Consider the following 14,054-nt stretch of genomic DNA (forward strand, 5'->3'; position numbering starts at 1 on the left):
GATGATTTAATGGCGCCGATTGAGGGCTATCGGCCGATAAGTAAAAATTGATGCCTCTCTACAGGCTAGCAAACACGGGGGCTTCGGAGGTTTTTGCAGTATTTGGAGGCAAAATCCCTAGGACCCCTTATTGGTAAGAATTGCGTTCTAGTTGAGGGGCCATCAGACGTAGTTTATCTTCAAGTTATGTCGCAGGCACTTCAGTCTAGAAATAGAGAATATTTGGATCCGCGATGGGCTATTTGCCCTACAGGTGGGCTGGATAAGGTCTCATCATTTGCCTCGTTATTTGCCGGTAACAACCTCAACATAGTTGCTCTGTGTGATTACGGGAAGGGAGACAAGTCAAAGATAGAACGATTGCGGCAGAGTCAAATACTGACGACGGAGAAGGTCCTCACAGCAGCTGATTTTACCGATAAATCCGAAAGCGACATCGAGGATCTTTTCGCTCCAGGGTTCTATTGCAACCTTGTCAATTTAGCCCTTAACTTAAACAAGAAACAACAAATCTCGCCAAAGTCTGTCGCTGATGCAGAACCAAATACTGAGCGTCTAGTCAAGCAGGTAGAAGCAGCGTGTCGAACACTGCCTCCAGAAACCCCTGAGTTCGGACACTTTATTCCTGCAGATTGGTTACTACGACATCCAGACCTTCTTGATGGTGATACACCAGAGATTAATGAATCTTTGGATCGTTTTGAAGCTGCTTTCAAGGCGATCAACCAATTCTTGAGTTAGGTCAGGTGTTACCCCGATTCTACGGACGGTTTAAAAACGGCTACAAACTTAACATCGTGCCTTTGGCTCTATTTCATAAGCGCACATGCTGCAAAGGACAAATTAATGGATATGGAAGATTTGCCCCCCCGAATTACACCCGCACACTTTATGCCTTTTAAAGATCAGAATTTAGCAGATGAATTCCACCGTCGCTTGATAGAGTGGATAAATGATTTTCACCGATCGTTAGATGATAAGCATGAGGTTGGAGCTAGGTTGGTCAACTTCGGCCAGTCTGTAACATTCCATATTGAAGATATTGGGTACTGGAATCCTTCGCTAATTTCATTCAAAGGAAAGAACGAGAATGGAGAACCTGTAGAGCTAGTTCAGCATATTTCTCAGATCAGTATTTTGCTTATAGCTTTGAAGAGAGAGAATATAGAACAGCCCAAAAGACCTATTGGTTTCATGAGTTGGGAAGAATACGACGAAACGAAGTCATAACAAGCCAATACAGTCCTACGCTAACACTTCGGCTAATGAAACAGTGCGTCATATAGGCAAATCTCATTTAAGCGTTACCCAGTCTGGATTTAGCTCTTAATAATTTAACTCAGGCCGTGTACTTAGATATTTTCATATTGACTAGTTTCTCATCACGTCTAGACATCTGATTTAAGCCAATCAGGACAGAGTTCCAACCAACCATGTTGTTTATTTTGAATAGTTTTCTGACCTTAATTCCAACCTAAACATTAAGTATGGTGAATTATATATATGGAGTTATAAAGCATGATTTCCAACCCTGTTTTGCAAATAGCCTGAATTCAAAAGCTATCTGCGCAAACGCCGCTCACATAGCAAAGCGACGGATAAAACCGCCGAGCCGATGGAGCTGGAACTGCTGACCAAAAACCGCCAGCGCAGGGTAGCCCTGCTCAGTATTTCCATGTTGCAGGATACCCTGGAGCAGGAAATGCTGCTGGTAGTCTATGACATCACGGCACGCAAGGAGGCCGAAGAACAGCTGCGCTTCTCATCGCGGGTTTTCAACCAGGCGCATGAGGGCATTATCATCACTGATATCCATGGCATCATCACCGATGTGAATCCCGCTTTTTGCGAAATCACCGGTTACCGGCGTGAAGAAGTGATTGGTAAGGGACCGCATATTCTCAATTCCGGCAGACATTCGCCGGATTTTTTCAACCGCATGTGGACTGCGATTACCGAGCATGGTTACTGGCAGGGCGAAGTCTGGAACCGGCGTAAGAACGGTGAACTGTATGCGGAACTGCTGACGATCTCGGCCTTAACCGACGACGATGGGCAGAGCCGTCATTTTGTCGGGCTGTTTTCAGACATTACTCAGACCAAGCAGCAGCAGGAAACGCTGGAGCTGATGGCCCACTACGATGTGCTGACCAAACTGCCTAACCGCGTGCTGTTTGCCGACCGTTTCACCCAGGCTGTGGCTCATAGCAAACGGACAGAAACTCTGCTGGCTATCTGTTTTCTGGACCTGGATAATTTCAAACCGGTCAATGACACCTATGGTCATGAAGTCGGAGACCAGTTGCTGATCGAGGTCGCCATGCGACTGCGCGCGAATGTCAGGGATGAAGATACCATCTCGCGCTTTGGTGGTGATGAGTTCGCGATTCTGTTCCGTGACATCGACTCGCAGGATGAGTGTGAATTTCTGCTGCGGCGTATTCACGAGTCATTGTCCCAGCCCTATAGCGTGAATGACCTGAGGCTGGAGATCAGTGCCTCCAGCGGAGTGACCTTTTACCCGAACGATAATGCCGATCTGGATACCCTGCTACGTCATGCCGATCAGACCATGTATCAGGCTAAAATGTCGGGTCGTAACACTTACAAGCTGTTCAACCCGGCGCATAACCGCCAGACGATGGAAAAACAACAGTGGCAGCAGCAGATCCGCCAGGCCCTGAACGATGAACAGTTCTGTCTTTTCTATCAGCCCAAACTGAATATGCGCAGCGGAGAAGTCTTCGGCATGGAAGCGCTGATTCGCTGGCAGCACCCGGAACGGGGACTGCTGGCTCCTTCGCAGTTTCTGCCGTTGATAGCGGATACCGAGATCGAAATTGAAATGGGGCAGTGGGTACTGAAACAGTCACTTTCGCAACTGGAAGCATGGCATCATGCCGGTTATAAAATCGAAGTGAGTGTTAACATCGCCACCTCGCACCTGCAGTCAACGCACTTTATTGATGATGTCGAAATCGCACTGGCACAGCATCCGCAACTGGATTCGCGCTATCTGCAGTTGGAAGTGGTCGAGACCAGCGCGCTCGGGGACATCGCCGCTATTTCCAAAGTGATAAAACTCTGCCGCGATGTGCTGGGTGTTTCGGTGGCGCTGGATGATTTCGGTACCGGCTATTCTTCACTTACCCATCTGCGACACTTAACTGCCAGCACGATCAAAATTGATCAGAGTTTTGTTCGCGATATGTTGGATGATCCGCAGGACTACACCATTGTCGATGGTGTCAGCGGGCTGGCTGAGGCTTTTAACCGCCAGGTCATCGCGGAAGGGGTCGAAACTGTTGAACATGGCCTGATGTTGCTGATGATTGGTTGTGATCATGCCCAGGGTTACGGCATCGCCAGGCCCATGGCTGCTGATAAAGTCCCCGACTGGCTCAATCATTATCAGGCTGAACCGGAATGGATCAATTGCGCTGCCAGGCCTTTGACAGCCAGACAACAGGCCCTGTATCTGTTTGAGCTGACTTCACAACGCTGGTACCAGCAGTTTGTGGCGGCAATGAACCAGTCTGATGAGCAGCCCGAAAGCTGGCCCATTATCGACCAGCGTAAATGTCATTGCGGCAGCTGGATCCAGCGGGTCAAAACCCAGGGCCTGTTTGATGCCTTGTGGCTGGACCGGCTTGAACAGGCGCATGCCGCATGGCATCAAACCGCCATTAAAATACGGGAAATGTGCATGACCGGGCAGGCGGCAAAAAGCCGCCAGTATCTGAACGAGATGGTGAGTCGATTTGAAGCCATGCAGGCCATCATAAACAGCGCACAAAGCCCGTTAAAACAGGTTGTAAGCGGTCCTCGGCAAGAGGATAATAACCCTGAAAAAGACAGGGCCATAGACTGAGAAATATGCAACTCACTGATAGCAACGCCAAAGATATCATCGATAAATTCCGTATTCCGCCCAAACCGGCACTACTGATTTCACTACAACAGGAACTGACAAAAGAGGATCAGGATCCGCGCGCCTATGCCGAACTCATCAGCCAGGATGTCGCCCTGTCTGCCCTCGTTCTCAAAACCGTTAATTCACCCATTTTCGGTCTGAAACGTGAACTTTCGGATATTCGTCAGGCCGTGGTGATGCTGGGTGCTGACAGATTGACGCATCTTGTGTCGTATTTTGCCCTGAGACAGTCGATACGCGGCAAAGCGTCGATTTCGCTGGAGAAATTCTGGGACAATACGATGGAAGTTGCGACCATGTCACGGTTTGTGCTGGAGCAACTGGAGGCTAAGGTCGAGGTTGATGAAGATGCCTTGTATGCACTGAGTCTGTTCCGTGACTGTGGTATTCCATTGATGGCCATGAAATACAGCGATTACCGTAATGTGCTGTATGAGGCCAATCACTCACCACACCACTGTTTCACTGAAGTGGAAGAAGGTCATTATCAGACCAATCATGCCATTATCGGTTATTTTGTCGCTTCGTCCTGGCATTTGCCCAAGTCATTGTGCGAGCTGATTCTGCGCCATCATGATCCCCATTTCCTGACTGATAAGCTGACAAGCGAAGAGCAAAAGGATTTGTACGCCCTGATGAAAATCGCTTCAGCAGCTGCAACCCGATATAAATACGCTAAAACCGACAGTGAGTGGCCAATGACATCGGAAGCGGTGCTGACTCATCTGGGCATGAGTGATATCGATTTTGATGAAATGATGGCGGATTTACTGGAGAACTACCATGCCCAGTTCGGCCAACTCTGAGGAGTAAGCAGCTGGAAACTCCTCAGCCCGGGAAACAGTCAATACAGCAAGAGTATTGATTGTTCGCGCATCAGAGCTGGAGGCCAAATGAAAGCGCTTATTCCTGTTTTATTCCTGTTTTTAGCCGGTTGCAGTAATGTGCCGGTCGCTATCAAAGAAGCTCCCCAACCGGACTGGCAGCTGGCACAGGTAAGCGGCAAGGCTGACCGTCACCAGGGTGAGCCGGTTCGCTGGGGCGGCCAGATTGTCAAAGTGGAAAATGAGGAAAAAGGCTCGACATTACATGTTGTGCAGTTTCCGCTCAACAGTTATGCCAGACCCGATATTGACCGTCGCAGTCAGGGCCGCTTTTTGGCCAGAACCGCGGATTTTATTGATCCCTATATCTATAAATCCGGCACTTTAATTACCATTGCAGGCAATATCGCCGGACAGAAAACCATCAATATTGATAAAAAATCGATGACGGTGCCGATCATTGATATCCGCGAAATGTACCGCTGGCAGCCGCAGAACTACCGCCGTGATCCATACTGGTATGACTACCCGTATTATTATGACCGCTTCGGCTACGGCATCACCTACCCGTACTGGCGGTCACATTGGTATTACCGCCATGGCTACTACTGGTAACAGAGAATAAACGCCGGATTCAGCAAGATTTTGCTGGATCCGGCTTAGTGTATTTAATCAGGCAATCTCAATCAGGGTTTCACCGGGGGTAACCCGGTCACCTTTCTTAACATGGACGGCTTTAACAGTGCCGGCGATATTAGCCATTAACTCGGTTTCCATTTTCATCGCTTCCATCACCAGCAGGGCCTGACCTGCCTCGACCGTATCGCCCTCAGCCACCAGAACTTCAACAACATTACCGGGCAGGGGAGCACTGGCATCACCCGGGTTAGCCGCCTTTTTACGGCCGCCGCCACCTTCGCTGACATACTCATTGAGCGCCTCGAAGGTGACTTCTTCCGGCATCCCATCAATCGATATGTAGAACTTACGTTTGCCGCCACCAACATCACCCACACCGGTAATGGCAATATCGTAGCTCTCGCCGTGAACATCGACCTTAAACTCGGTAGCGACGGGCTCTTTGCTGTTGCTGCTGGCATCGGTGACCGGCATTAGCGGTTCCGGTTTCAATGTGCCGTCTGCCCGTTGCTGCAGGAATTCACGGCCCAGATCCGGGAACATCGCATAGGTCAGCACATCTTCTTCGCTTATGGCCAGCTCCCCGATGTCACTACGCAGCTTGTTCAATTCCGGTTTCAAGGCGTCGGCCGGGCGGAATTCAATCACTTCTTCATTGCCCACCGCTTTCTTTTGTAAGTCAGTATTCACTGCGGCTGGCGGCTGTCCATAGCCACCTTGCAGATAGCGTTTTACTTCATTGGTAATGGTTTTATAGCGTTCGCCGGCCAGCACGTTATAGACAGCCTGGGTACCCACGATTTGCGAAGTCGGTGTGACCAGCGGCGGATAGCCGAGATCTTCACGCACCCGCGGGATTTCCGCGAAAACTTCACGGATCCGATCCAGCGCGTTCTGCTCTTTGAGCTGATTCGCCAGGTTGGACATCATGCCGCCCGGCACCTGATTGATCTGTACCGAGACATCCTCACGGGTGAATTCACTTTCAAACTGATGGTATTTTTTACGAACTTCGCTGAAATAGTCAGCAATTTCCGATAACAGGACTAAATCCAGACCGGTGTCATATTCGGTATTTTTCAAGGCAGCAACCTGAGATTCGGTCGCCGGATGACTGGTGCCCCAGGCAAATGACGAAATCGCGGTATCGATACGATCAGCGCCGGCTTCGATGGCCTTGAGCTGACATTGCGCCGCCAGGCCCGAGGTGGCGTGGCTATGTATTACCAATGGCAGATCCACTTCGGCTTTGATGGCCTTGACCAGCTCATAGGTTGGATAGGGGGCCAGCAGACCGGCCATATCTTTGATGGCGATCGAGTCGGCGCCCATATTCTGCAGATCTTTAGCCTGCTTCACGAACAGCTCAGCTGTATGCACCGGACTGGTGGTATAGGCGATAGTGCCCTGTGCATGCTTACCACTGTTCTTGACGGCTTTCATCGCAGTTTCAAGGTTACGCAGATCATTCAAGGCATCAAATATACGGAATACATCAATGCCGTTTTCGGCGGCACGTTCAACAAAAGCCGTTACCACATCATCCGCATAATGGCGGTAACCCAGCAGGTTCTGGCCGCGCAGCAGCATTTGCAGGCGGGTATTGGGCAGCGCCTGTTTCAGCTGGCGCAGACGTTCCCAGGGGTCTTCTTTCAGATAGCGGACGCAGGCATCAAAGGTAGCGCCACCCCAGACTTCCAGCGACCAGAAACCGACTTTGTCGAGCTTGTCGCAAATGGGCAGCATGTCGTCAGTGCGCATGCGGGTGGCGATCAGCGACTGGTGGGCATCGCGCAGAATGACATCGGTAACTTCTATTTTTCTCATAGGAAAATTCTCCAGCTTGAAGGCGGCTTACCAGCCGGCATGGGCAGCAATAGCGGTGGCCAAAGCCAGCGCAACGGCGCTGGGGCGTTGTTTATCGGAATATTCAAGCAGTTCCGGATGGGCCGGGACGAAACTGGTATCGAAGTGACCCGATCGGAAGTCAGCATGATTGAGGATTTGTTTGTAGTAATTTGCGGTGGTTTTGATACCGTGCAGGCGCATATCATCCAGCGCCCGCTGACCACGGTTAATCGCATCTTCCCAGTCCAGTGCCCAGACCACCAGCTTCAGGCACATGGAGTCGAAATAGGGCGGGATGTCATAACCGGTATAGATCGCGGTGTCGACCCGTACGCCCGGCCCACCCGGTGCATAGTAGTGGGTGATGCGTCCGAAACTGGGTAGGAAGTCATTCTTGGGATCTTCGGCGTTAATGCGGAATTGCAGCGCAAAACCACGGTAATGGATATCCTGCTGACGGTAGCTGAGCGGCTTGCCTGAAGCGATTCTTAACTGCTCACGGACGATATCAACACCGGTAATCTGTTCGGTGATGGTGTGCTCGACCTGAACCCGGGTGTTCATCTCCATAAAGTAGACTTCATTGCCGGTGAGCAGAAACTCGACCGTGCCGGCATTTTCATAGCCCACGGCCTGGGCGGCGCGCACCGCCAGATCACCGACGTAATCGCGCTGCTCCGGTGTCAGCTGTGGGCTGGGTGCAATTTCAATCAACTTTTGATTACGTCGCTGGATCGAGCAGTCACGTTCATAAAGGTGAATCACATTACCCTGACTGTCAGCGAGGATCTGGACTTCGATATGACGCGGATTAACAATGCATTTTTCCAGAAATACTTCAGCCGATCCGAACGCTTTGGTGGCCTCTGAAATTACGCGGGGGTATTGCTGTTTGAGTTCAGCGGCATTGTCACAGCGACGAATACCGCGGCCGCCACCGCCTGAAGTCGCTTTAATCATCACCGGATAGCCAACTTCTTCGGCGAGGCTTAGGGCATCCTCCAGACTTTCCAGGTTGCCGTCCGAACCGGGTGTAATCGGTACACCGGCCTCGCGCATGCTGTTACGGGCAGCGGTTTTGTCACCCATTTTTTCAATCACGCTCGACTTGGGGCCGATGAAGGTCACATTATGCTTTTCACAAAGACGGGCAAACTCGGCATTTTCGGAAAGAAAACCGTAACCGGGGTGGATGGCATCACAACCGGTTTCCACCGCAAGATTAACGATACGCAATGGATCCAGGTAACCGGCCAGCGGATCCTCGCCCAGTGAATAGGATTCATCTGCGCGTTTGACATGCAGCGCATAGCGGTCGGGTTCAGTGTAGATCGCTACCGAGCGAACGCCCATTTCGGCACAGGCCCGCACAATGCGTACGGCAATTTCACCGCGATTGGCTATCAGAACTTTTTTCAGCATGGTGCAGACTCCTGAATCAGATGCCGCCTAGCTTAGATAAAGCCAGCCATAATGAAAAATTGATATAATTTTTGTCAGCAATAAGTAATTAGTTATGGGTTGAGTCTTAAGTCTCTTATGTCATTGTCATTACAGCAATTACTGAACCGTCTTTCCTTTCGCCAACTGCAGGTTTTTCAGGCGGTGTACCAACATCAGGGCTACGGCCGGGCAGCGGAAGCATTGGGATTGACCCAGCCAGCTGTCAGTTCACAAATCCGCAAGCTGGAACAGGCGCTGGGGCAACCGCTGTTTGAATATGTGGGCAGGCAGCTTTATTGTACCCGCGCCGGCGAAAAGGTGGCCGAGCGTATTAATACTGTTTTTGAGCAGGTCGAGCTGTTACAGACAGATCTACATAGTCTGCAGGGACAATTGTCCGGTGCGCTGAGTCTCTGCGCTGTCAGTACGGCTCAATATGCCGTCCCGCATCTGCTGCAGGACTTCCTAAGCCGCCATCCGGCGGTGGATGTCAGCCTGCGGGTGATGAATCGGGCGCGGGCGATTGAGCAGTTGAATAACAACACGGATGATCTGGTGGTTATGGGACTGGTGCCCAGTGATCGTTCCCTCGCCTCGCTGCCGTTTCTGGATAATGAGCTGATTCCGGTGATGGCCGCAAATCATCCGCTGGCAGCCAGAAAGCAACTGACACCGCAGCAGTTTCTGAATGCCAGCCTGCTTCTGCGCGAACCCGGTTCCGGTAACCGTCTGGCCCTGGAGCAGCATTGCCAGCAACAGCGTTTAACGTTGCGCTCTTATATCGAGATAGGGTCGAATGATGCCATTAAGCATGGTGTGCTGGCAGGTTTAGGCGTTGCCGTTCTGCCCAAGCTCAGTGTGCTCGCCGAACTCAGGCAGGGCAGTTTGGTAAGCCCGGCTCTGAAAGGCTTTCCGCTACGCCGCAGCTGGTGTCTGGTTTACCCCAAGGGTAAACATCCGACTCCGGTGATGCAGGCCTTTCTGGATTATATTCAGTCACATCTGAAACAGATTAACCAGCACTTTACCGAGCTGCAGGCACTTTAATCAGGACCTGAGAAAAGCGGGATCAGGGTTTGAGAAAGCGGGTTTCGACATGCAACGAACTGTCCGGGCGTTCACGTTTGAGTTGCCAACCCTGATCGAGAATGAAATCCAGTGCTGCCTGATAACTCTCAAAATGGGTTTCCAGCTGTTCAGTTTCACCTGCTTCTTCCTTACTAATAACAAAGCCTGTTGCGGTCTTTTCAATTGTTGCCTGCGGTTTCATGATGTTTACTCCGAATCATCGTTTGCTCCTGATCGTCACCGAATTCCTCTCGCCGGTAAAGCACAATTGTACGAATCAGGAAAATCCTGACCCTTATCGAGCAAATCACGCTATTGGCAAGGCAAACAGCAGACTAATATATGAACTGCAAGCTGCAATTAAATCAACACGAGGTGATTATCATGTGGACTAAACCAGAATACTCAGACATGCGTTTCGGCTTTGAAGTCACTATGTATATCTGCAACAGATAACAGATTCAGCCGAATCCAAAAAAGCCCCGGAACGTCGGGGCTTTTTTTTGCCTGTCGTTTTTGCGGCTACGATCTTCTCTGGCCTCTTTTCCCGCCAGTCTGACCCTGGCATGGCTTTTTATGCGCTCCGTTGTTGCGTCCATCACCACCGTAAGTCAACTTCGGATAAAAAACCTTGCTTTAAATGCGGAATTTGATAATCATTTAAGAGAAAAGACAGTTATTTTCATATATTTAGAGTGCCCCGTGGCAAACATGGAAATTGTTTGAACCTGATAAGGACCACTTACGACTTACCGGATACACAGTGTCTTTCTGTGATTGTCGTGAGGAGACTAAAAATGAAACAAAGGAATACCGCAATAATTCATGCCTGTCTGTCTAGCTATTAGCCTTTCAGGTTTATTCACTTCTGCCGCGGTTTGGGCAGCCTTACCACCACACTATGTAGAATCGGTTTCGCTTGTGGGTGAGCAGGGCATCAACACCAATATGGTGGTGCTCAAGAATGTCTCTGCCAATAAACATATCGATGCCATTCAAATAGCCCCTACCAAACCCAACCTGGATATTGCGCTGGTTGGTGATGTGAAATGTGAAGCGCATAAAGAGATCAACTTCGAAAAGGCACGGGCTTACTTTGGGCCCAGTGAAGTCAGTCTTTACTCTGCGACTTACTCACCGAATATCACTGACGGCAAAGGCCAATTCAGAATCACCGAATCAGGGAATGATAGCAAGTTCAGCGTGCCGCTGGCTCAGATCAAGCAAGGTCATCCGGCAGTTCGTTTTGATCCGCTGCAGGAGCTGAATAAGGCGCTGCAGAAACACCTGAGTGATGGCGGCACCAAGTTGTCTTTCTACCAGCAGGATCACTTCATCAAAGTTGAACGCCCGGTTGCGATGAGGGGCTGGTGTAAAGTTGAAGGCACGAACGATTCCCAGTCTGCAGATGCCAATGCCAATATCGAAATAACAATCAAATATGAAGGCGATCCGGACCTGAAATTGAGCGGTACCCTGAACGCCCAGTTAGCCAACTCGCCCAATCAAATCAACAATGATCTGCCGATAGTGCTCAATAAAGCGGATTTTCAGCCCAATATTCCACATTACTATGGACAGTGTTTGCCCGAGGGCGGCACCAAAATCCGCATTAATCTGCAACTCAGTGGCAATGCGCCTGGTTTGCTGGATTTGAAGGTGGTCCCGGTCAGTAATGTCTATGCCGATTACGGGACTTACTATGAATTCAACAGCATTCCGGTGAATGCCCAGCATAGTAAACATATTGATTTCACTTTCCCGTTGAAAACGCTGTTGAGCCAGCAGAAATATTCGTATATGGCGATTTCCGACAACAAAGTCTGGAATCACAATATGAAAATCGTGGCCAGGATAAAACCGGAAGGCAAAGACTGGGGCCAGTGGCAGGACTATGACACCGCCGTTTTCAAACACCGTTGCGAACCCCAGGTGCAATTCAACTCACCGGGTCAGGTCGGCGGCTTCCAGAATAACGGCGGGCAGTCTGAGCAAGGCCCATCCCGCCTTAGCCCGGTCCCGGTCAAACCGAGCCTGGATAAAGTTCAAAGTCCGGCACCCACTGATCCGACACCGGTCCCCGGTCCCGCCAGACTGCAGGCACCGGAAGAGGGCTCCCCTGAGCTGCAATTAAAAGCTGTACCGCAACAGTAATGGCAGGGAAGCGAATCATGTCGTTTGCCTTATCTGAAACTAAGCAGCGCGCTCCTCAAAGGGCGCGCTGCTTTTTTATCTGAGTGAGGATCATGAAAACGAAGTTATTTCTGTATGGTCCGGCGCTGGTGATGATCCTGTTAACGCCCTTTGCCCAGGCACAGTGGCAGGCGGAATTGATCCAGGACGGCAGCCGCGGCCATTTGCTGGTGATTGATTTACCTGAGGACATGGATATCAACACGCTGGCAAGACTGGCGGTAGAACTTGACGGGATCGACATCACGGCAGCGATGGGCTTTGAAGACGGTGATTTTACCTACACACCACTGGAGACACTGACAGCGGGACCACATGTACTGAAACTGGTAATGCTGACAGAAGACGGCCCCCATCCGATCCAGCAATGGCAGTTTGAAGCTACGCAAAGCTCGTCGGCGACTGAGTCAGGCACGACGGAGAGCAGTGCAGCCCAGCTTGAAGCTGCAGAGCGCTGGTTACGATCCGGCCATTTTAATTCCGATAACAGTGTCGAAATCAGCCAGCGCTTGGCCGATCACAACACAGCCGCTGATACCCGGCACTTTGTGATGTCGGGTGCCGGTGTATCTTCCGGCGCTGTGCAGGGAGAAAACTGGGAAGTGACGGCTCGCGCCAATTATTTTCTGCAATCGGAGCAGGATTTGAGTCTGACCGGTAATTCGCTGGATATCGGAGAATACCAGCTTTCAGCGAAACGGCAGGATGACTGGGGACAAACGAGATTGCGGCTGGGAGATCAGAGTCTGGGACTGAACTCCGCTCTGCTTTCGCCTTATCAGCGGCGTGGCGCTTCACTGCAGCTCAGTGATACCAGTGAACGGGTTGCCGCGCAGGTTTTTGCTTTGCGGCCGGATGCACTGGTCGGTGCTGATCACTTTACCGGTTTGTCGGAACCGGAAAGCCGGATTGAGGGCTTCACCGCCAGCATCAAACCGTTTTCTGCCGAAGCTGATGCCTTGAAGATCACCACGGTGTATTACGATGGCGAAGGCTCGGCGACCGGTGCCGGTATCAGTGGCGGCGAACCTCTGGCGGAGGGGCGTGGCTGGTCGCTGGCAATGGACAAAAATCTGCTTGAAGGCAAACTGTCCCTGTTCGGTGAGTATGCCCACGCCAGTTATGACAGTGATGGCGATGCCGGGCCTGCTGAGCGTGAGAACAGTGAGGCTTATACCCTGCTGCTGGAATCATATCCCTTTGACGATCTCAACTGGTATGCCCAACCGGTGGACTGGTTGTTCGGGCTGCGTTATGAACGAATTGACACCTTCTTTGCCAGTCTGGCCAACCCGGGGCTGGCCGCTGACCGGGATGTGACCTCGGCTTATAGCCATCTTTACTGGAATCGTTTTTCGGCCAATCTGCATTTGAGTCATGAAACCAATAATGTGGATGAACTGACTGGCTTACCTACTGACCGGCTCAGAAATGCCAGCTGGAGCGGGACTTATGCATTTGAAAAACAGCAGGAAGCATTGTCCTGGCTGGGGTCGCCCTACCTGCAGTTCAGCGGTTTTGTTGCCCGCCTTGATCGCAAAGAGACGCCCGATAACTATTTGGGGATAGAGACTGATAATGCCTCCAATTCGACTACTCTCGGTGTGGGCAGTAATTATGAGCGGAGCTATTTGAATGCCAGCTATACCTGGTCGGAATTTGAAGATCATGCCGAAGTCAGCTCCGATACGGTCAGTCACTTTATCAGCCTGGGCGGCGGCTGGCGGCCCAGTGACAGGTTGTCTTTCAATGCAGACGCCCAATACGGCACATTTGAAACACGCCTCACACGTCAGACCGCCTACACCAGCAATTTTAATCTCGGTGTGCGCAGCCTGCTGATCCCCAACAAACTGGATCTGGCACTGAATTATAATTTGAACCTGGCCGGCGGTGACAACGACTCACCTGATAGACAGCTGCTGAATGCTGAACTCGGCTGGACCTATCTCCCAGCATCTAAGAATAATCCGGGAGTGGCGTTTGCCCTTCGCGGCGCATTGGAGCGATATCATGGACACGAACAGCTTTCTCTCTATGAGGATAACTATCAGGTTTTTGCGATTGTACGGATTACGGCGCCATTTGCCGCTCGTCGTTAGCCT

At 50.9% G+C, this 14,054-nt stretch carries 12 protein-coding genes; 9 read left to right on the plus strand and 3 right to left on the minus strand.

What is annotated here, in order from left to right; genetic code table 11:
- Window positions 1–93 precede the first annotated feature (93 nt).
- From FH755_RS06265 to FH755_RS06285, 5 genes are all read left to right on the plus strand, one after another.
- On the plus strand, window positions 94–741 hold the full coding sequence (locus FH755_RS06265) for a TOPRIM nucleotidyl transferase/hydrolase domain-containing protein (protein WP_292439713.1): 648 nt from the start codon (window positions 94–96) through the stop codon (window positions 739–741).
- Window positions 742–846: 105 nt separating this feature from the next.
- The gene (locus tag FH755_RS06270; RefSeq protein WP_289285362.1) at window positions 847–1,230 is read left to right on the plus strand and encodes a DUF6173 family protein; all 384 of its coding nucleotides are present in this window, start codon (window positions 847–849) and stop codon (window positions 1,228–1,230) included.
- Between the two features lie 385 nt (window positions 1,231–1,615).
- Window positions 1,616–3,871, plus strand: a complete 2,256-nt coding sequence (locus FH755_RS06275) for an EAL domain-containing protein (protein ID WP_292439715.1) — start codon at window positions 1,616–1,618, stop codon at window positions 3,869–3,871.
- A gap of 5 nt (window positions 3,872–3,876) precedes the next feature.
- Window positions 3,877–4,740: an HDOD domain-containing protein gene (locus tag FH755_RS06280; protein ID WP_292439717.1), complete on the plus strand. Its 864-nt coding sequence runs from the start codon at window positions 3,877–3,879 to the stop codon at window positions 4,738–4,740.
- Window positions 4,741–4,827: 87 nt separating this feature from the next.
- Window positions 4,828–5,373, plus strand: coding sequence for a Slp family lipoprotein (locus tag FH755_RS06285; RefSeq protein ID WP_292439719.1), 546 nt, complete (start codon window positions 4,828–4,830; stop codon window positions 5,371–5,373).
- 57 nt (window positions 5,374–5,430) lie between these two features.
- Here FH755_RS06285 and oadA read toward each other — a convergent pair whose 3' ends face one another.
- Complete coding sequence (gene oadA, locus FH755_RS06290) at window positions 5,431–7,224, minus strand: sodium-extruding oxaloacetate decarboxylase subunit alpha (RefSeq protein WP_292439721.1); 1,794 nt, start codon at window positions 7,222–7,224, stop codon at window positions 5,431–5,433.
- A 27-nt stretch (window positions 7,225–7,251) separates the two neighbouring features.
- Window positions 7,252–8,667 (minus strand): acetyl-CoA carboxylase biotin carboxylase subunit, encoded by a 1,416-nt coding sequence (locus tag FH755_RS06295; protein WP_292439724.1) that lies wholly within the window; start codon window positions 8,665–8,667, stop codon window positions 7,252–7,254.
- Window positions 8,668–8,784: 117 nt separating this feature from the next.
- Between FH755_RS06295 and FH755_RS06300 the strand changes: the two genes are divergently transcribed.
- On the plus strand, window positions 8,785–9,735 hold the full coding sequence (locus tag FH755_RS06300) for a LysR family transcriptional regulator (RefSeq protein ID WP_292439726.1): 951 nt from the start codon (window positions 8,785–8,787) through the stop codon (window positions 9,733–9,735).
- 22 nt (window positions 9,736–9,757) lie between these two features.
- Here FH755_RS06300 and FH755_RS06305 read toward each other — a convergent pair whose 3' ends face one another.
- Window positions 9,758–9,958 (minus strand): hypothetical protein, encoded by a 201-nt coding sequence (locus tag FH755_RS06305; RefSeq protein ID WP_292439728.1) that lies wholly within the window; start codon window positions 9,956–9,958, stop codon window positions 9,758–9,760.
- Window positions 9,959–10,140: 182 nt separating this feature from the next.
- Between FH755_RS06305 and pqqA the strand changes: the two genes are divergently transcribed.
- The 3 genes from pqqA to FH755_RS06320 all read left to right on the plus strand — a co-directional run bounded on the left by pqqA (window position 10,141) and on the right by FH755_RS06320 (window position 14,051).
- Entirely contained in the window at window positions 10,141–10,212 is a 72-nt protein-coding gene (pqqA, locus tag FH755_RS06310) for a pyrroloquinoline quinone precursor peptide PqqA (protein WP_081443609.1), read from the plus strand.
- Between the two features lie 369 nt (window positions 10,213–10,581).
- On the plus strand, window positions 10,582–11,910 hold the full coding sequence (locus FH755_RS06315) for a hypothetical protein (RefSeq protein ID WP_292439730.1): 1,329 nt from the start codon (window positions 10,582–10,584) through the stop codon (window positions 11,908–11,910).
- A 92-nt stretch (window positions 11,911–12,002) separates the two neighbouring features.
- Entirely contained in the window at window positions 12,003–14,051 is a 2,049-nt protein-coding gene (locus tag FH755_RS06320) for a hypothetical protein (RefSeq protein ID WP_292439732.1), read from the plus strand.
- Window positions 14,052–14,054: the final 3 nt, after the last annotated feature.

Origin of the sequence: Methylophaga sp. (assembly GCF_009711715.1) — a bacterium.
GTDB lineage: Bacteria > Pseudomonadota > Gammaproteobacteria > Nitrosococcales > Methylophagaceae > Methylophaga.